Below are 18,276 nucleotides of genomic sequence, written 5' to 3' on the forward strand. Positions count from 1 at the left end.
AAATATACACACTCAAATTGTGAAACTCAAAGTGTAAGCTTGTCCTAACGCAAAGCGTATGACGACGTGTTCAAAACCTAAGCAAAATTAATCAGTTTGCAGTTGTTGCTCTAGCTGGAAGGTGACCTCTGGGGCGAGCTGGAGTTGCTTTGCTAGCTCTTGAAGGTAAGCCTTTTCCATAAAGTTCTGCTCATCAACCACAATCAAAGAGGCAAGATACACCTCTGAGGCCTGCTGTGGTGATTGAGCAAGCCTTGCAATTTCGCTTGGGTCGAGTGGCTTGTTGAGCTCACTGTGAATCAATTGCTGAAGTTGGGTATTGGCCCCTGCTTGAGTAAGAGTTGATTCAATACGTTCCATTTCTTCATTATCGACGTGGCCATCAGCTTTTGCGGCGGCAATCATTGCTTTGATGATCAACTCGTCATGGATATTGTCATTTGAATTAAAGGTTTCTTGTGGAGATGAAGTAGACTGCTTGCCTTGATAGTCGTTGTAGACTTTGTAAGCTAAAGCGCCAAGCGCAGCGACGCCACCAATCTTTAGCGCGTTTTTGCCGACTTTTTTGCCCATCTTTTTACTCTTCTTCGAACCCATTAATAGGCTCACTAAGCCACCACCTACGGCTCCTGCACCTAAAGACTTTAGAGTGTTTGAATTGGATTGCTGCTTAAGCTGCTGTTGCCCTTTTTGGACAATGTCTGAGCTAAGGGCTTGATTGAGTAAGCTTTTAAGATCCATACGTTACCTCCGTCATTTTTGTCAGGATAAGGTAGCGAAGATGAATGGAGGATTAACAGTCGTAAACAAAAAAGACGAGCATGAGCTCGTCTTTGTATTTGATTGGGTTTAGCAGTGTATTAGTCTTCTGCGTGACCGTGGATTCCAAGCAGCTTACCATCGAGGTAGGCTTCTTTTTCATCTTTCATTACCAAGCGCTCTTCCACTAACCATTTTACCACCATAGGATAAATACGGTGTTCTTGAGTTTGAACACGTTCAGTCAGTGTCTCGACGGTATCTTCGTCAAAAATCGGCACTTTCGCTTGCAGAATCACAGGACCACCATCGAGTTGCTCTGTCACAAAGTGAACGCTAGTACCGTGTTCTTCATCACCAGCATGGATAGCACGTTGGTAAGTGTTCAATCCAGGGTATTTAGGCAATAGAGAAGGGTGGATGTTAATCATGCGTCCCATATAGTGACGAACGAATTCGCCACTTAAGATACGCATGTAACCCGCAAGCACGATGACATCAGGTTGATACTCATCGATCTGCTTCATCAACTCATGGTCAAAGGCATCACGAGTATCGAATGCTTTAGGATCAAGGAAATGTGCTGCTGAACCTGCTTTTTCTGCTCGTTCTAAAGCATAGACGCCTGCTTTGTTAGAGAATACGGCAGTGACTCGGCCACCTGTAATTTGGGTGTTACATGCGTCAATAATCGCCTGTAAGTTGGAGCCATTTCCTGAAACTAAAACAACAATACTCTTCATGCTTATTTGATCTCTACTTGTTCTTCGCCTGCTTCAGCGTTTGCGATTTCGCCAATTGCCCATGCATTCTCACCTTCGTCCTGAAGAAGCTTAACAGCAGCATCTGCTTGATCTTTTGGTAGAGCAATAACAAGGCCAACACCACAGTTAAATGTGCGGTACATTTCGTGAGTGGTTACGTTGCCTTTTTCTTGTAGCCATTTGAAGATAACAGGCCATTCCCAGCTGTTCCCATCAACAACGGCTTTAGTGCCTTGTGGAAGAACGCGTGGGATGTTTTCCCAGAAACCACCACCTGTGATGTGAGAGATTGCATGGATATCGTGCTTCTCAATCATCTTAAGTGCTGATTTGATGTAAATTTTTGTTGGTTCTAGTAGGTGCTCACCAATAGTGCGGCCTGCTAGTTCTTCGTTTTTGTCTGCGCCAGATACTTCAAGAATTTTACGGATCAACGAGTAACCGTTTGAGTGTGGCCCGCTTGAACCTACAGCGATAAGTGCATCACCAGCGGCAACTTTAGTGCCGTCGATAACGTCTTCTTTTTCAACAACACCAACACAGAAGCCAGCAACGTCGTAGTCTTCGCCTTCGTACATACCTGGCATTTCAGCCGTTTCACCACCGATTAGCGCACAGCCTGCTTGTACACAGCCGTCTGCGATACCAGATACTACGTCAGCAGCCGTATCGACATCGAGTTTGCCTGTTGCGTAGTAATCTAAGAAGAACAATGGCTCAGCGCCTTGTACGATTAGATCGTTTACACACATGGCAACAAGATCAACACCAATAGTGTCGTGCTTTTTCATATCCAGAGCTAAGCGCAGTTTAGTACCAACGCCGTCTGTACCTGAAACAAGAACTGGCTGCTTGTATTTAGTTGGCAGTTCGCATAGTGCGCCAAAACCACCAATACCACCCATTACCTCTGGGCGACGTGTGCGTTTTACAGCACCTTTAATACGGTCAACAAGCGCATTGCCTGCATCGATGTCAACGCCAGCGTCTTTGTAGCTAAGAGAAGTGTTATCAGCACTCACAGGGAAGTCCTCTGGTTTAAAGTTGGATATGAAAACGGCGCTATTCTACCAGTGGATAAACATAGATAGCAAACGTTTGCGCAAGTTTTTTCTTTTGTCATAGAACAAGAAATTGAGAACGAAATCGTTTATAATCTGAAGGTTTGTTTAAAAATCATCACATAAGCCGGAGATGGAAATGAAAGTTGTTGAAGTAAAACACCCTCTTGTTAAGCACAAACTTGGTCTAATGAGAGAAGGTGACATCAGCACTAAGCGCTTTCGCGAGCTAGCTACAGAAGTTGGTAGCCTGCTTACTTACGAAGCGACTGCAGACTTTGAAACAGAAAAAGTAACCATTGAAGGTTGGAATGGTCCAGTTGAAGTTGACCAAATTAAAGGTAAGAAGGTAACAGTTGTGCCAATCCTGCGTGCAGGTCTTGGTATGATGGACGGCGTTCTTGAGCATATGCCAAGTGCACGTATCAGTGTTGTTGGTATCTACCGTGATGAAGAAACACTAGAACCTGTTCCTTACTTCAACAAGCTAGCATCAAACATGGATGAGCGTATTGCGCTTGTTGTTGACCCAATGCTAGCGACTGGCGGTTCAATGATCGCAACAATCGATCTGCTTAAAGAGAAAGGCTGTAAGGCTATTAAAGTTCTTGTGCTTGTTGCTGCACCTGAAGGTATTGAAGCACTTGAAAAAGCACACCCAGATGTTGAGCTATTCACCGCTGCTATCGATGAGAAGCTAAACGACAAAGGCTACATCGTTCCTGGTCTTGGCGACGCAGGCGATAAGATCTTCGGTACAGTATAAGCTGAAGACGCTAAGTGAATGACAAGAGGAGCCGATTGGCTCCTTTTTTGTCTAAGAGCGGACTTCGTCCTTGAGAGCGCTCCGCTGCGAGATTGGGCTGTGCCCGCGGGAGTCTAGAACGGGCTTCGCCCTTCGAGATATGTTCGTGGTAAGTGAGTCGAAAATTGCAGGCAGTGATATTTTTCTTAGGATCTAATTGTCTGGATATAAAAGAAAAGGGTTGCACAGTGTGCCAACCCTTCAATATTTCTCGCTTCTCGCTATTTCTTCAAACTCAAAGTACCGCCAGAGCGTGGTTTGGCAGGGCGCTGTGATTTGTCACTGGCAGGCTTATAGAAAGTCTTACCTTTATTTGGCTTGGCTTTTGAGTCGCTTGAGTTGTTACCACTATTGCGGCCTTTCTTCGAGTTTGGTGCATGGCGGAACTCATCGGCGTTACGGCCTTTAAAAGTACGATTCTTCTGATTGCGACGTGCTTTAGAGTCTTGGTTCTCTTCGCGGCTATCAAACAGCTTGGCATCAGTCGCTTTGCGAATGCGTTTACCCTTGCTATCTACTTTAGATGCCTCTTCAGTGCCGCTAGAGTCTTCACACATTGCCAGAATCTCGGCTACTTCCGCATCTGTTAGGTAACGCCATTGTCCATTAGGAATCCCATCAAGCGAGATGTTCATAATGCGTACACGGCGAAGCTTGAAGACTTCATAGCCTAATGCTTCACACATACGACGGATTTGGCGGTTGAGACCTTGAGTAAGCACAATGCGGAACGAGAATTTAGTCTCTTTAGTCACAGTACAAGGAAGAGTGATGGTATCGAGGATATTCACCCCTGAAGACATCTGCTTAATAAACTCTTCAGTGATTGGCTTATCTACGCGAACCACGTACTCTTTTTCGTGGTTATTACCGGCGCGAAGAATCTTGTTTACGATATCGCCATCGTTGGTTAAGAAGATCAAACCGTCTGAAGGTTTGTCTAAGCGGCCAATAGGGAAAATACGTTTCTTGTGGCCAATGAAGTCAACGATATTACCCGGAATATCACGCTCTGTGGTACAGGTAATACCCGTCGGCTTATTGAGTGCGATGTAAACAGGTTTGTCAGTGGCAGCCGCGATTGGCTTATCATCAACTCGGACGTCATCACCTAGCTGAACCTTGGTACCCATTTCAGGTACTTTACCATTAATGGTGACACGGCCTTGCTCGATGAGGCGGTCAGCTTCACGGCGTGAGCAAAAACCTGTTTCGCTGATAAACTTATTGAGGCGTTTAGCGTTATCTTGTGACATGTTGTTCTCCTAACGTTTCACAACGGCGGTTTAAAGGTGTGCTGACCAATAAATCAGCACATAGAGGGCGCGCATTCTAGCACTGTGCTACGCGTTAACCCAGTCGTTTTTGGTGGCGTTCACGAGTTTCGATTTTTTTCTCGGCGCTTTTTCGCAGTAAGACGTACACGGCACCGGTGCCACCATGAAAGCGCTGAGCACTGTGAACACATTGCACCTCTTTAATTTGCATCAGCCATTGAGCGACAAAACTCTTCATCAGTGCTGGTGGGTTTGAACGTTCACCTTTGCCATGAACAATGACTACGGTACGAATATCCATCCGCATACATTGCTTTAAGAACTTAACCACTTCATCGCGTGCTTGTTCGAGCGTGCGCTTGTGTAAATCGAGTCTTGCTTGTATTGGGTATTTAGCAAGACGTAGCTTCTTGTACACACCGTCTTGGACGCCATCACGTTTGAACTCGATAATATCGTCAGGCTTTATCATCTCAGCATGATCGATGGACAGATATTCAGGGTCGTCTTCTGTTAACCAAATAGCTGCCTCACGCTTGGCAAGTTGTGCATCGGTTACCTGATGTTGTTTTTTATGTTCGGTCGTATCTTGCTGAAGAGGTTTTACATCGCCCATCATTTGTTGGAATAGGCTTAAGTCGTCATCTTGAGACATAGCTACATCTCAGAGTAGGAAATCAATATCAACATTATACCTGTGAAGGTAAGGGGGGGATCAAGAGTTTGCTAGATGAGAAATAAAAAACCGAAGCAGACAAGGTATCTACTTCGGTGCATAGCGAATGTCTATTCTATGAATAGGGCTAAGCGATTCTAGTGAGGAGATTTGTCGTTCATCACTTTGTAGATGAAGTAACCGCCGTAGAACAGCATTAGACCGAAGGCGCCAAAGATGACAATCATTGAAGATAGACCTACCGCATTACCAAATAGGAGATCAAGCCAAAAGTCCATAAATTCCTCCATGGAGACAAAGTGTGATGACAAGGGTTAAGGTAAACTGTGGTTAAATATGCAACACTGATCTGGATCAATTGTTGTTATTAGGTTGCGGATTTGTTCTTGTTGATGTGTTTTTGCTCACACTTTATTCGTGTTAGATGATGTTTTATACAAACGAACAATAAAATTGAAAAAGTTACTCAAAATGGCTTGCGTTAGAAATCAGAATCCGTAATATACGCCTTCGTTGACGGGCAATGAGCTCGAATAAACATCTCGGTGAATAGCGTGCTTGATAACGCATCTCGGGGTTTTGGAATAGCAGACCAGAGGGTGACCCTCTAGTAACGCAAGTTTCCAAGTCAACATTTCGGTGAATAGCGCAGCTTGGTAGCGCATCTGGTTTGGGACCAGAGGGTCGGGGGTTCGAATCCCTCTTCACCGACCACCTTTAGAAAAGCCGTAGCAGAAATGCTACGGCTTTTTGCGTTTAGGAACGGGCTACGCCCTATGGAAAGCGGGAACGGACTGCGTCCTAAGGAACGCTGCGCTTTTGGTAAATGGGATCGTGCTGCTCCCTGCTAGAAAGCTAGATTTGACTCCGGAATAAAGTGGAGCAAATTTAGTTATCCAGTTATCCAGTTATCCAGTTATCCAGTTATCCAGTTATCCAGTTATCCAGTTATCCAGTTATCCAGTTATCCATAGGACGCAGTCCGTTCCCTAATCCCGCATCCTAAATCCCTATCCCGCTTCTCAATACTTAAACTCACAATTTGAAGCTTTGCTCTTCGAAAGCTGGGTCACCTTAAAACCTTCATCTTTCAATAGCTGCAACACGCTTTGCTCACCGATTAAATGTAGGGTTCCAACGACGATGACGTATGACCCTTTGGCTTTAGGCAGCCATTTGGGGTTGGAAAGCTTTTCTGCCCAATCAAGATTGCGGTCGATGAGAAATGATTTTTCAAAATCCGCAGACATTTGTGTTAGTGAGGCAAACTCTTCCAGTTTACTCATATCACCCGCTTTCCAGCTTTCTATTAAGCAATGTGTCGCATCCTCAGAATGATCGAACTCCTCGATAGCGCTGATCAATAGCTCTTTGCCAGATTCTTTCTGCCCAGTGAGTAAGTCTATTTGAAACTGTAGTGACTCTAAGCTGAGCACCGGTTTTTCCCATAAGTTAGCTTTGTAAGCGAGCCTAACATCTACCCCATCTGCGGCAGAGTAGCCAAGGTATTCAATTTGTCTCATCTGAATGGCGAGAGCGGTAGCCCATGGCGGAGTGTGTAACAGTTCATTTGCGTTGAGCTCTAACAAATTAGATATACCAATGAGCTCGTTTTGTTGCTCCTTTGACAGTACATCCTTGGATACCAGTGTTGTTGGTGGATACTTGATACCATTGTTTTGGCGAATATCGGTTTCAACGATTAAGCCTTGGCTTGTCTTAAGTCGCTTGAAGACAATTTCAGGTAAGGGGTACATACTTTTATCGCCAACATGAACTGAGCCCATAACTGTGTATTTCAGTCCACCTTTTTCAATGTTCCAGATCAGAGGCTCGGCTTGGATGCTTGCTGATAACACCAATAGTAAGAGAAGTAATTTACGCATTAATGGATCCTTACCGATGCGGAAAAATTGTTGAAATCCGTTATTTCAACGGAGTTTGACGAGGAAAAAGTGAGTACAAAATCACGTTTTCGTATTCAAGTCATCTTTAGATATTACGATAACAAATGCCGTGTTGTGATCTTTCTTCACTTTAAATTGTGTTTTGCACCCGAAAGCTGTGATTTGGTTCTCAGTAATCTCGTCAAATTAACTACGTCGAAATTGACGAGTTGGATAAGTTCATGTTTTTTATCGCTTAAATTTAATTTGAAAATGTAAAATTTGAATCTGATCACTTTCAGTGATGATTAATTTTACGATGAAAAATAACTCGCGATATGTTGTTTGCATCTTAGTTTTAGAGCCAACTTTTTTCGGCTTAATTTACGTTTTGGGGTAAGTAAGATGTTTAAACAGAGTCTGATCGCGGCGTCGGTTGTCGCTACATTAGCAGGTTGTTCTTCGTTTCAATCTAATGAGCAAAGTGTTGTTAACTCACTCGCGAACAATCTAGATATTCAATATCAAGTGCTAACTAACCACGGCGCTAACGAAGGACTTGCTTGTCAAGAGATGGGTGCAGAGTGGGCGTCTTGTAACAAGGTAAACATGACGCTCGTTAACCAAGGTCAAGCGGTTGACTCTAAAGATTGGGCTATCTACTTTCACAGCATTCGCTTGATTTTAGATGTCGACAACGAACAATTTAAAATCTCTCGTGTAACGGGTGACCTACACAAACTAGAACCAACCGATAAGTTTGATGGTTTTGCCGCGGGCGAAGAGGTGGTACTTCCACTGGTTGGCGAATACTGGCAGCTATTTGAAACTGATTTTATGCCTGGTGCTTTTGTTGCTGCTCCAAACGCCGAGCCTAAGATGATTGCTTCTCTTAACACAGAAGACGTGGCCTCTTTCGTAACTGGCCTTGAGGGTAACAACCTGAAGCGTACGCCAGATGACAACAACGTATTTGCTAACGCAGTGTCTCGTTTCGAGAAGAACCAAGACCTAGTAAAACAAGACGTATCAACCACGCTACTACCAACGCCAATGTCTGTTGAAGTAGGTAAAGGTACTGTAGATATCGCAGCGGGTATTGCGCTGCCTAAAGATGCATTTGATGCGACTCAATTTTCGGCAATTCAAGATCGTGCAGAGGTGGTAGGTGTGGACGTTCGTGGTGAGCTTCCTGTAAGCATCACTGTTGTTCCTGCAGACTTCACCGGTGAGTTAGCAAAATCTGGTGCTTACGAAATGAGTATCACAGGCGACGGTATTGCGATTAAAGCGTTCGACCAAGCAGGCGCTTTCTACGCAGTACAATCTATCTTTGGCCTGGTAGATAGCCAAAATGCTGATTCTCTACCACAACTGTCTATTAAAGACGCGCCTCGCTTTGATTACCGTGGTGTGATGGTGGATGTGGCGCGTAACTTCCACTCTAAAGACGCAATTCTTGCAACGCTAGACCAAATGGCTGCGTACAAGATGAACAAACTACACCTTCACCTAACAGATGATGAAGGATGGCGTATAGAAATCCCGGGTCTGCCTGAGCTGACAGAAGTGGGTGCTAACCGTTGTTTCGATTTGGAAGAGAAAAGCTGTTTACTGCCTCAGCTTGGCTCAGGTTCAACATCAGATAACTTTGGTTCTGGCTACTTCAGCAAAGCAGACTACGTGGACATCCTAAAATACGCGAAAGCGCGTAACATCGAAGTGATTCCTGAAATCGATATGCCAGCACACGCTCGTGCCGCAGTGGTATCAATGGAAGCACGTTACGACCGCCTAATGGAAGAAGGTAAAGAAGCAGAAGCGAACGAATACCGATTGATGGATCCTCAAGATACATCGAACGTAACCACAGTTCAGTTCTACAACAAGCAAAGCTTCATCAACCCGTGTATTGAATCTTCAACTCGCTTTGTTGATAAAGTAATTTCAGAAGTGGCAGCAATGCACGCCGAGGCTGGTGCGCCGCTAACAACATGGCACTTCGGTGGTGACGAAGCGAAGAACATCAAGCTAGGCGCAGGTTTCCAAGATGTGAACGCTGAAGACAAAGTAAGCTGGAAGGGTACGATTGACCTGTCTAAACAAGATAAGCCATTCGCACAGTCTCCACAATGTCAGACGCTAATTACCGACGGTACAGTAAGCGACTTTGCTCACTTACCAAGTCACTTCGCAGAAGAAGTATCGAAGATTGTGGCAGAGAAGGGCATTGCAAACTTCCAAGCTTGGCAAGATGGTCTTAAATACAGTGAAGGTGAGAAAGCGTTCGCAACAGAAAACACACGTGTTAACTTCTGGGACGTTCTTTACTGGGGTGGCACATCGTCAGTGTACGAGTGGTCTAAGAAAGGTTATGACGTGATCGTTTCTAACCCTGACTACGTTTACATGGACATGCCATACGAAGTGGACCCGAAAGAGCGTGGTTACTACTGGGCAACACGTGCAACAGACACTCGTAAGATGTTTGGTTTTGCACCAGAGAACATGCCTCAGAACGCAGAAACTTCTGTAGACCGCGATGGCAACGGCTTTACTGGTAAAGGTGAAATTGAAGCGAAACCTTTCTACGGTCTATCAGCACAGCTTTGGTCTGAGACAGTACGTAACGACGAGCAATACGAGTACATGGTATTCCCTCGCGTACTAGCAGCAGCTGAGCGTGCATGGCACCGTGCTGATTGGGAAAACGACTACAAAGTGGGCGTTGAATACTCGCAAAACTCTAACCTAGTAGACAAAGCTGCGCTAAACCAAGATTACAACCGCTTTGCCAACCTACTTGGTCAACGTGAACTTGCGAAGCTAGAGAAATCAGGTATCGACTACCGCCTACCTGTACCAGGTGCGAAAGTAGAAGATGGCACGCTTTCAATGAACGTTCAGTTCCCTGGTGTTGAGCTTCAATACTCTCTAGATGGTAAGAACTGGCTGACTTACGCAGACAGCACTCGTCCAAATGTAGAAGGTGAGGTCTTTATTCGCTCGGTGACAGCGACGGGCGACAAGGTAAGTCGTGTGACTAGCGTCAAATAGCGGATTCGTTTCCCATAAAAACAAAAATGCCCGACCATTGAACTGGTCGGGCATTTTTTGTTTTCTACTATTAAGCAACTTGAGCTTGCTGCTCTTCAACTTGTTCTGCATTGCTGATTGGAGACTCAGCACCGTGCATCCAACGAACTAATGTATTTGAGAACATTAAGAGGATGACACCAGAAACGGTTGCGGCAATGGCGATGCCACCAAAGATAGACATTGCACCTAGCTCACCTACATGAGAACCAATTAAACCAGCGACATAGTTAGCAATGGCGTTGAAACCAAACCATGCACCCATCATCAGTGATGCAAGGCGAAGTGGTGCTAGTTTTGTTACCAGTGCTAAGAAGAACAGAGCTAAGGCAAATTTGACCGGTGAATTCGGCTCTTTTTTACCTAGCTTAACCCAGAAAGCGGCAAGTACAGGTGCCAGAGTAATGATAAAGAATGGGTTGAGTGATTGGAACCAGGCGGCAGGAACTTCAAAACTACCAATCATACGATCTGTGTACTGCTGAGTGTAGATGTTCATCAGACCGCCAGCTTGCTCAAAACCAGCCCAGAATACGATAACAAATAGCCCCATAACTAGAATAACCTTCAAACGGTCAACTTCTTGCTTAGTTAAAGGTTGTTTTTGTGCCGATTTTTTGTTTTCTAAGTCACGAGCAGCAGCAGGTACAGTACCAATTTCGCCCAACCAAGATTTCGCCATGGTCATTTGCATGATAAGGCTAATGACCATACCGATACCCGCGACAACAAAGCCAGCTTTCCAGCCAAATTCATTGGTGACAGAACCTGAAACAACACCTGCGATAAGGGCACCCAAGTTGATACCCATGTAGAAGATAGTGAATGCGCCGTCACGACGGTTGTCACCTTCTTCATACAGGTCACCAACCATAGTCGAGATGTTTGGTTTAAAGAGACCATTACCTGCGATCAGCAGTGCCAAACCAAGGTAGAAGCTGTGAACTGCGCTCATGCCGACCATTTCAGCCGGCAGTGCTAGCGTGAACTGGCCAATAGCCATTAGGGCTCCACCAATTAGAATTGAGCGGCGTTGACCTAGGTAGTTATCCGCTAACCAGCCACCGATCATTGGCGTAATGTAAACGAGTCCAGTATAGATGCCATACAAATCGAGAGCATCTTTAGTCGACCAGCCCAAGCCGCCGTTAAGGGTTGTATCTGTTAGATAAAGAACAAGAATGGCACGCATGGCGTAGTAGGAAAAACGCTCCCACAACTCAGTACCAAACAAAAGGAATAGACCACGAGGGTGGCCAAGGATTTGTTGATGTTGGTTTGTCATAAATTTTACTAATGTGATTTATTAAAGATTTTTATTTGTTGTTACGTATACTCTTTAGTGAATCTATCTGCAATGACTGTAAATATAAGCTAGATTTATGATTTTAATTTAAGTGTCTGAAATAAAACAAATATTTGCTTAGATTGATTAAAAAATGACGTGCTACAAACTTAGTTTTCAAAATCGAGATTGTTGTTTTTACAATACGCTGTCATATCAAAGAGCAAAGAGAAGTAGGCAATATTGACAAGGGTTGGTTGGTAAGTAAGCAAATGGATTGATTTTCAGTAATTGAAGAAGCTTGCGGTGAAAAGAAAAGAGGCTCAATGAGCCTCTTTTGAATTTGGTTTGATTAGTAAGAGTCGTTATGAACGCTTTGAACTGCTCGGCCTGATGGGTCGGCCATGTTCTTGAATGACTCATCCCATTCAATCGCCTTAGCTGACGAACAAGCTACCGATGGACCTCCAGGGACACATTCTGCCGCTGATGGAAGCGGGAATAGCTCTTCAAAGATCTCGCGGTATACATAGCCTTCTTTTGTTGTTGGTGTGTTGTATGGGAAGCGGTAGGCTGCCGTTTCCATTTGTTGATCAGAGACTTTCGCTTCAGCCACTTCTTTTAGTGTATCGATCCAGCTGTAACCTACGCCATCAGAGAACTGCTCTTTCTGACGCCATGCAATAGAGTCTGGCAGGTAGTGCTCGAAACATTCACGCAGGATGTGTTTTTCCATCTTACCGTTGCCACACATCTTGTCTTCAGGGTTTAGACGCATTGCTACATCGATAAACTCTTTGTCTAGGAAAGGTACACGACCTTCAACACCCCAGGCAGCTAGCGATTTGTTTGCACGAGCACAGTCAAACATGTTTAGTGCAAGCAGCTTACGTACCGTCTCTTCGTGGAACTCTTTTGCGTTTGGCGCTTTGTGGAAGTATAGGTAACCACCAAAGATCTCATCTGCACCTTCTCCAGAAAGTACCATCTTGATACCCATAGCCTTAATCTTACGCCCCATCAGGAACATAGGAGTAGACGCACGGATAGTTGTTACGTCGTAAGTTTCAATGTGGTAGATAACGTCACGGATGGCATCTAAGCCTTCTTGAATCGTGTAGGTCATCTCATGGTGAACAGTACCGATCTGGTCGGCTACTTCACGTGCTGCTTTCAGATCTGGTGCACCTTCTAGGCCAACAGCAAATGAGTGTAGTTGAGGCCACCATGCTTCAGACTTTTCATCATCTTCAATACGCATTGCAGCAAAACGCTTAGCAACAGCAGAAGTGATTGAAGAATCTAGACCACCAGATAGAAGTACGCCGTAAGGAACGTCTGTCATTAGCTGACGTTTAACCGCAGCCTCTAGCGCTTCAGTCAGCTCTTCTTTGCTGGTGCTGTTCCCTTGAACTGCTGCATACTCATTCCAATCACGAATGTAGTAACGCTGTGGCTTTGCATCACCACTACTGTAGTAGCAACCAGGAGGGAACTCGCTCACTGTCTTACAAACAGGTACGAGCGCTTTCATTTCTGATGCCACGTAATAGTTGCCGTGCTCATCGTAACCTTGGTATAGAGGAATAATACCGATGTGGTCACGACCGACTAGGTAGGTATCTTTCTCTTCATCGTAAAGCACAAAAGCGAAAATACCGTTGAGTTCTTCTAGAAGGTCTGCACCGAGGTCTTGATACAAAGCTAGGATTACTTCACAGTCAGAATCGGTTTGGAAGTCGTATTTGCCTTCGTAGCGAGCACGAATTTCTTTGTGGTTGTAGATCTCGCCATTGACCGCAAGGATGTGTTTTTTATCAGAGCTATATAGAGGTTGCGCGCCACTATTTAGACCAACAATCGCCAAACGCTCATGAGCTAGAATTGCTTTCTCTGAAGAATAAATACCAGACCAGTCAGGACCACGATGGCGAAGCTTCTTAGACATTTCCAAAGCAACAGGGCGTAGAGCTTCTGCGTCACTCTTTATGTCAAGAATACCGAAAATCGAACACATACAACTTCCCTTTAAAATAAAATTAACTTGTTGAGTTCAATTTGCCATTCTGATTAAAAAAATCAACCGTGTTTGATGAAAAAGTTTAATGAACTCGGTTGTAATTAAATTTCATTTAATAAAATTGCGTTTTTGGTGAATGAAGTCTAGGTGCTGCTTTGATTTTGTTCGGCGGAGACAAAAAAAGGCAGCGATTTGCTGCCTTTTGACTGAGATTATTTAGTGAAGTTGGGCTTGAGTTGATCGCAGACATGCCTCGCAAAACCGCTACCTGCCTCACTGTAAATGTTAAATGCAGCGTCTACACCACCTTCGACCAACGCATCTAGCTGATCTGGGTATTCTGCAATAGCGGCAATCTGACCTTGGAAGTTTTTACGCTGTAGCTGCTCTAAAGCGATTTGGTTACCTTGGTGGTGTGGCATCGCAAGTAATACGAGTTTTACGTTGGCTACGTCTAGGATGCGCTCCCAAAAATCAGGGTCGGTAGCATCGCCTTCAATCACGTTTCTACCGTGAGCTTTGTGTTGATGGGCCGCATCTTCGCGAACTTCGATACCTAAGCTGATTTTGCCATAGCGATTTCTCAGCTCGTCGTAAGCACCAGTGCCAATTCGCCCCATACCAAGGATCAGAACTTGAGCGTGGCCTGGACTGATCAGTTGATCACGGATGTTGAGGTTTTCTGCTGCATGTTCGCGTAACCAACGACCTGAGCGTTGATAAAGCGAGTGACCGTGGCGACTCAGTGGTGCGGCTAATACAAACGAAATTGAAACGGCAATGGCAAGGGCGACAAGAATATCACCGCTCATCCAGCCCATTTTAAAGGCTAACCCACCAACGATAAGACCAAACTCACTGAAGTTAAACAGGCTTAATGACGCAAGTAGAGAGGTGCGCACGCGAAACTTAAATGCATTAAGCACTAAGAAGTAGAGAATCCCTTTTAGTGGCAGCAGCAACATGAACAAAATTGCGAGTGCAAAGCCAGAGAGTGTTGGCTGAGCGGATAAGCCGATATTTAGGAAGAAGCAGACTAGGAATAGCTCTTTTAGGTTGAATAGAGATTTCGATAATTCCGACGCTTTCTTATGTCCGGCGAGTAACATGCCAAGGATAAGAGCACCGAGATCTGGCTTCATGCCGACTAATTCGAATAGACCCGCACCTGCAACCAAGGCAAAGAAAATCCCTAGAAGTACCAACATTTCTCCGTGGCCGACCCAATCAAGCATTTTGAAGAATAGAGGTCTGAGTAATGGTAGGGCAAATAGCGCGATTGCGTACCATTCTGGAAGCTTGCCCGTTGAAGCGGTAAGGAACACAACGGCGAAGATGTCCTGCATGACCAGAATTCCAATCGCAATGGTGCCGTAGGTAGCATTCATCTCCCCTTTCTCTTGCAGTGACTTTACCGCAAAGACGGTACTGGAGAAGGATAAGGCAAATCCGAGCAAGACGATTTGATCGATAGACATCGCCGCTAGCGAACTGACCCCTAAGAATTTGAAACAGAACAGCGCAACACTAAAGAGTGCAGTGGACAATAGATTGTGTAAGGTCGCACCTGCCCAGATCTCTTTCGAGAGTAGGGTCTTGATATCGAGCTTCAGGCCAATAGTAAAAAGAAGCAGTGTTACACCGAGATCAGCAAGCGTGATGATGGTGTCATTAGACTGAAAGCCGAAAGCGTGCAGTCCGAAGCCTGCCAATAAAAAGCCAACTAGTGGGGGGAGGTTGCATTTCAGTGCAATAAATCCGGCGAGAAACGCCGCTGAAATCAAGATCAGTTCCATATTCGTGTTGTTTCGTCCTAAAAAAACGGGCTACATATCGTAGCCCGTTATTCTAACTCAATTAGTTGCTTACAGGGGGGAGAAGATTAATCTTCTAACAATTTTTGTAGCAGAACTCCGTTTAGCATTGCGCGTTTTATCATTGCGAATGCACCTAAGGTAGGCTGCTTATCAATTTGCGAAGCAACAATCGGTAAATCTGTGTGGAAAGTGGTGAGAGATTGGTTCTCAACGTTACGGCGAATCGCTGGGAAAAGAATCTCTTCACATTGAGTAATGTCGCCAGCAATCACGATCTTTTGCGGGTTAAACAAGTTGATCGTAATCGCAATTGCCTTACCCAATTGGTTACCAACACGTACTAAGCTCTGTTTAGCCAGTTCATCACCCATATTGGCATGTTCACAGACGTCAGAGATACCGATGGTTTCAAGTTCAGTTAAGCTTGATTCATAACCTTGTTTGATCAGTTTGTTGACTCGTTCAACGATAGCTGGGTTAGCGGCTACAGTTTCTAGACAGCCAAAGTTGCCACATTGGCATTGCTCGCCAAGGGGATCTATTTGAATATGACCGATTTCACCGACGTTGCGGTTAAAGCCTAGGAATACTTGACCGTTAACGATAATACCGGCACCTGTCCCTCGGTGAACACTGACAAGAATGGAATCTTGGCAATCTTGGCTAGCGCCAAAGTAGTGTTCAGCAAGCGCCATACCACGAACGTCGTTGCCAACAAAACATTGTACATGGAAGGTGTTATGAATCAGCTCAGATAGCGCTAGGTTGTCAATCGAGATATTTGGCATGTATTCAACCACGCCAGTTTCTGGATTGACGAGACCAGGCAGGGCAACACCAATCGCAATAAGTTGATTGATATTGGTCTGGTTATCTTGAATAAAGCTTTTTAACTGGGAAAGTAACCCTTCGACCAGCTCTTCTTGGGTTGTATAGAAGAATTCGTTGTAATCTGAGGCAAGCTCTTTGCCGCCCAAATCGTACAAACTGAACTGAAGGTAGTCACGACCAAGTCGAATCGCTACTGAGTGGAAAGGCTCAACTTCTGTTGTCAAAGAGATCGCTCGGCGTCCCCCTGTAGAAGCTTGTTGCGCGACCTCTTTAATCAGGCCGCGCTCTAGAAGTTGGCGGGTAATTTTTGTAACACTGGCAGGCGCCAGCTGGCTAACATCAGCAACTTGAATCCTCGAAATTGGACCTTGCTGATCGATCAGCCTGTAAACAGCTGCACTATTTAGTTGTTTTACTAAATCTACGTTACCTATTTGTCCGCCATTCATTCTTAATTTTGCTCGTATTGTCCGTTAACAACTGTCGCCTGAACATTGAAGTCACGATCAAATACGGTAAGGTTAGCCACCATGCCTTTTTTAACTCGGCCTAGTTGCTCTTCCAAACCCATTGCTTTCGCAGGATACAGAGTAGCCATGCGCAGTGCTTCGTCCAGTGCGATACCGACGTGCTCAACCGTGTTTTGAACTGCTTCAATCATTGTTAGTGCTGAGCCGCCAAGTGTGCCGTTTTCATCAACACACTTACCATCTCGGTAATATACTTTCTTACCAACAAAAATAAAGTAATCCATGTCAGCGCCTGCAGGAGCTGTGGCATCGGTCACTAATACTAATTTTTCGCCCTTAATTTTGTGAGCGATACGAATGTTTGCATAGTCTACGTGGAAGCCATCAGCAATGATGCCCGCATAAACGTCAGGGGTATCGTAGATCGCGCCTACAACACCTGGTTCACGGCCGACCATTGGCGTCATTGCGTTGAACAAGTGAGTCGCAAATGAGATACCTGCGTCAAAGCCTTTACGTGCTTCGGCATACGTGGCATTCGTGTGACCAATTGATACCACAATCCCTGCTGCTTTTAAGCGTTCGATATGTGCAGGGTCATTGTGTTCTGGCGCTAGTGTTACTTTGGCGATGACGTCTGTGTTTTCACACATGAAGTCGATCATGCTGTCTTCAGAAGGACGGATATGATCGACACTGTGAATCCCTTTTTTCATCACGTTTAGGTATGGACCTTCAAGGTGCAGACCGAGTGACTGATTTTGGTATTTAGCATGGTAGTCACGCGCTGCCGCTACCGCTTGACGCATATCTTCATCAGAAGATGTAATTAGCGTTGGAAGGAAGCTTGTACAACCAGATTTCAGGTTCGCTTCATGCATGATTTGCATAGTTTCAGCGGTAATCTCGTCGTTTAGCATCACGCCACCACAACCGTTCAATTGCAGGTCGATAAAGCCAGGGCTAACGTTTGCACCATTTAAATCTCGTGTCTCGATACCTGCAGGCAGTTCAGACACTGGGCATACTGACTCAATCAGATTGTTGTTAATAATTACAGCATGTTCAACGAGGACGTCGCTGCCGGTATAAATTTTACAGTTAGTTAGCGCATACATGGTTAGCTAATCCTTATAAGTTTAGAATCTTAATACCTTAGGTCATCAATTGAAGTTAAATATTCACTAAATAGTTGTACTTTATTTGTGAGCTTCAATTAGATCGCAAAATATCTTTAGCAAACGAAAAAATGAGTTCTCAATATTGTGTAAGCACCTTGTATGGTGCTACATCCGCTAGTGATTTACGTCGCATTGGTATCAAGCGCGAAGAGTACGCCTGACAATCACTTCGGCCTTATTTGTACTGATAGGTTAACGCGAATGTGGCTCAATGAATGCTATTTTTTTGGATTGTAAAATAAGTTTTATGATCTCGCTAGCAAAAACCTTCCGGATCACCTGTTTCTGGTGATTATGATCACAAATGATGAGGTTTTAATTTGCGGAGCAAAATTAATGTCATAAACT

At 44.7% G+C, this 18,276-nt stretch carries 14 protein-coding genes and 1 tRNA gene; 3 read left to right on the forward strand and 12 right to left on the reverse strand.

From position 1 onward, the window contains the following. Window positions 1–87: 87 nt before the first annotated feature. From LYZ37_RS03785 to purM, 3 genes are all read right to left on the reverse strand, one after another. Entirely contained in the window at window positions 88–741 is a 654-nt protein-coding gene (locus LYZ37_RS03785; RefSeq protein ID WP_272786558.1) for a tellurite resistance TerB family protein, read from the reverse strand. Window positions 742–860: 119 nt separating this feature from the next. Continuing rightward, window positions 861–1,502, reverse strand: a complete 642-nt coding sequence (gene purN / locus LYZ37_RS03790; RefSeq protein WP_004742989.1) for a phosphoribosylglycinamide formyltransferase — start codon at window positions 1,500–1,502, stop codon at window positions 861–863. A 2-nt stretch (window positions 1,503–1,504) separates the two neighbouring features. Further along, complete coding sequence (gene purM / locus LYZ37_RS03795; protein ID WP_272786560.1) at window positions 1,505–2,545, reverse strand: phosphoribosylformylglycinamidine cyclo-ligase; 1,041 nt, start codon at window positions 2,543–2,545, stop codon at window positions 1,505–1,507. Window positions 2,546–2,723: 178 nt separating this feature from the next. On the opposite strand from purM, the gene upp reads away from it, so the two are divergent. Beyond that, on the forward strand, window positions 2,724–3,350 hold the full coding sequence (gene upp, locus LYZ37_RS03800) for a uracil phosphoribosyltransferase (protein WP_239852044.1): 627 nt from the start codon (window positions 2,724–2,726) through the stop codon (window positions 3,348–3,350). A 260-nt stretch (window positions 3,351–3,610) separates the two neighbouring features. Here the strand turns inward: upp and rluF are convergent, their stop codons facing one another. From rluF to LYZ37_RS03815, 3 genes are all read right to left on the reverse strand, one after another. After that, window positions 3,611–4,645, reverse strand: a complete 1,035-nt coding sequence (gene rluF, locus LYZ37_RS03805) for a 23S rRNA pseudouridine(2604) synthase RluF (RefSeq protein ID WP_272786561.1) — start codon at window positions 4,643–4,645, stop codon at window positions 3,611–3,613. Window positions 4,646–4,739: 94 nt separating this feature from the next. Continuing rightward, window positions 4,740–5,321: a DNA endonuclease SmrA gene (smrA, locus tag LYZ37_RS03810; RefSeq protein ID WP_272786562.1), complete on the reverse strand. Its 582-nt coding sequence runs from the start codon at window positions 5,319–5,321 to the stop codon at window positions 4,740–4,742. Between the two features lie 158 nt (window positions 5,322–5,479). Further along, window positions 5,480–5,620: a DUF3149 domain-containing protein gene (locus LYZ37_RS03815; RefSeq protein ID WP_004742983.1), complete on the reverse strand. Its 141-nt coding sequence runs from the start codon at window positions 5,618–5,620 to the stop codon at window positions 5,480–5,482. Between the two features lie 359 nt (window positions 5,621–5,979). Here LYZ37_RS03815 and LYZ37_RS03820 point away from each other — a divergent pair. Continuing rightward, a tRNA-Pro gene (locus LYZ37_RS03820) sits at window positions 5,980–6,056 on the forward strand. A gap of 308 nt (window positions 6,057–6,364) precedes the next feature. Here the strand turns inward: LYZ37_RS03820 and LYZ37_RS03825 are convergent. Further along, on the reverse strand, window positions 6,365–7,228 hold the full coding sequence (locus LYZ37_RS03825) for a TraB/GumN family protein (protein WP_272786564.1): 864 nt from the start codon (window positions 7,226–7,228) through the stop codon (window positions 6,365–6,367). Window positions 7,229–7,633: 405 nt separating this feature from the next. On the opposite strand from LYZ37_RS03825, the gene LYZ37_RS03830 reads away from it, so the two are divergent. Beyond that, the gene (locus LYZ37_RS03830; protein WP_272786566.1) at window positions 7,634–10,285 is read left to right on the forward strand and encodes a beta-N-acetylhexosaminidase; all 2,652 of its coding nucleotides are present in this window, start codon (window positions 7,634–7,636) and stop codon (window positions 10,283–10,285) included. A gap of 70 nt (window positions 10,286–10,355) precedes the next feature. On the opposite strand, the gene LYZ37_RS03835 is transcribed toward LYZ37_RS03830, so the two are convergent. From LYZ37_RS03835 to nagA, 5 genes are all read right to left on the reverse strand, one after another. Beyond that, complete coding sequence (locus tag LYZ37_RS03835; protein WP_272786567.1) at window positions 10,356–11,609, reverse strand: peptide MFS transporter; 1,254 nt, start codon at window positions 11,607–11,609, stop codon at window positions 10,356–10,358. Window positions 11,610–11,961: 352 nt separating this feature from the next. Further along, entirely contained in the window at window positions 11,962–13,626 is a 1,665-nt protein-coding gene (asnB, locus tag LYZ37_RS03840; protein WP_272786569.1) for an asparagine synthase B, read from the reverse strand. Window positions 13,627–13,841: 215 nt separating this feature from the next. After that, window positions 13,842–15,425 carry a cation:proton antiporter family protein gene (locus tag LYZ37_RS03845; RefSeq protein ID WP_272786570.1) on the reverse strand — a complete coding sequence of 528 codons (1,584 nt, stop codon included), beginning with the start codon at window positions 15,423–15,425 and terminating at the stop codon, window positions 13,842–13,844. 86 nt (window positions 15,426–15,511) lie between these two features. Continuing rightward, complete coding sequence (gene nagC, locus LYZ37_RS03850) at window positions 15,512–16,726, reverse strand: DNA-binding transcriptional regulator NagC (protein WP_272786571.1); 1,215 nt, start codon at window positions 16,724–16,726, stop codon at window positions 15,512–15,514. 2 nt (window positions 16,727–16,728) lie between these two features. Next, a complete protein-coding gene (gene nagA, locus LYZ37_RS03855) occupies window positions 16,729–17,865 on the reverse strand; it encodes an N-acetylglucosamine-6-phosphate deacetylase (protein WP_272786573.1) in 1,137 nt (378 codons plus the stop codon). Window positions 17,866–18,276: the final 411 nt, after the last annotated feature.

Source organism: Vibrio tubiashii (genome assembly GCF_028551255.1).
GTDB lineage: Bacteria > Pseudomonadota > Gammaproteobacteria > Enterobacterales > Vibrionaceae > Vibrio > Vibrio tubiashii_B.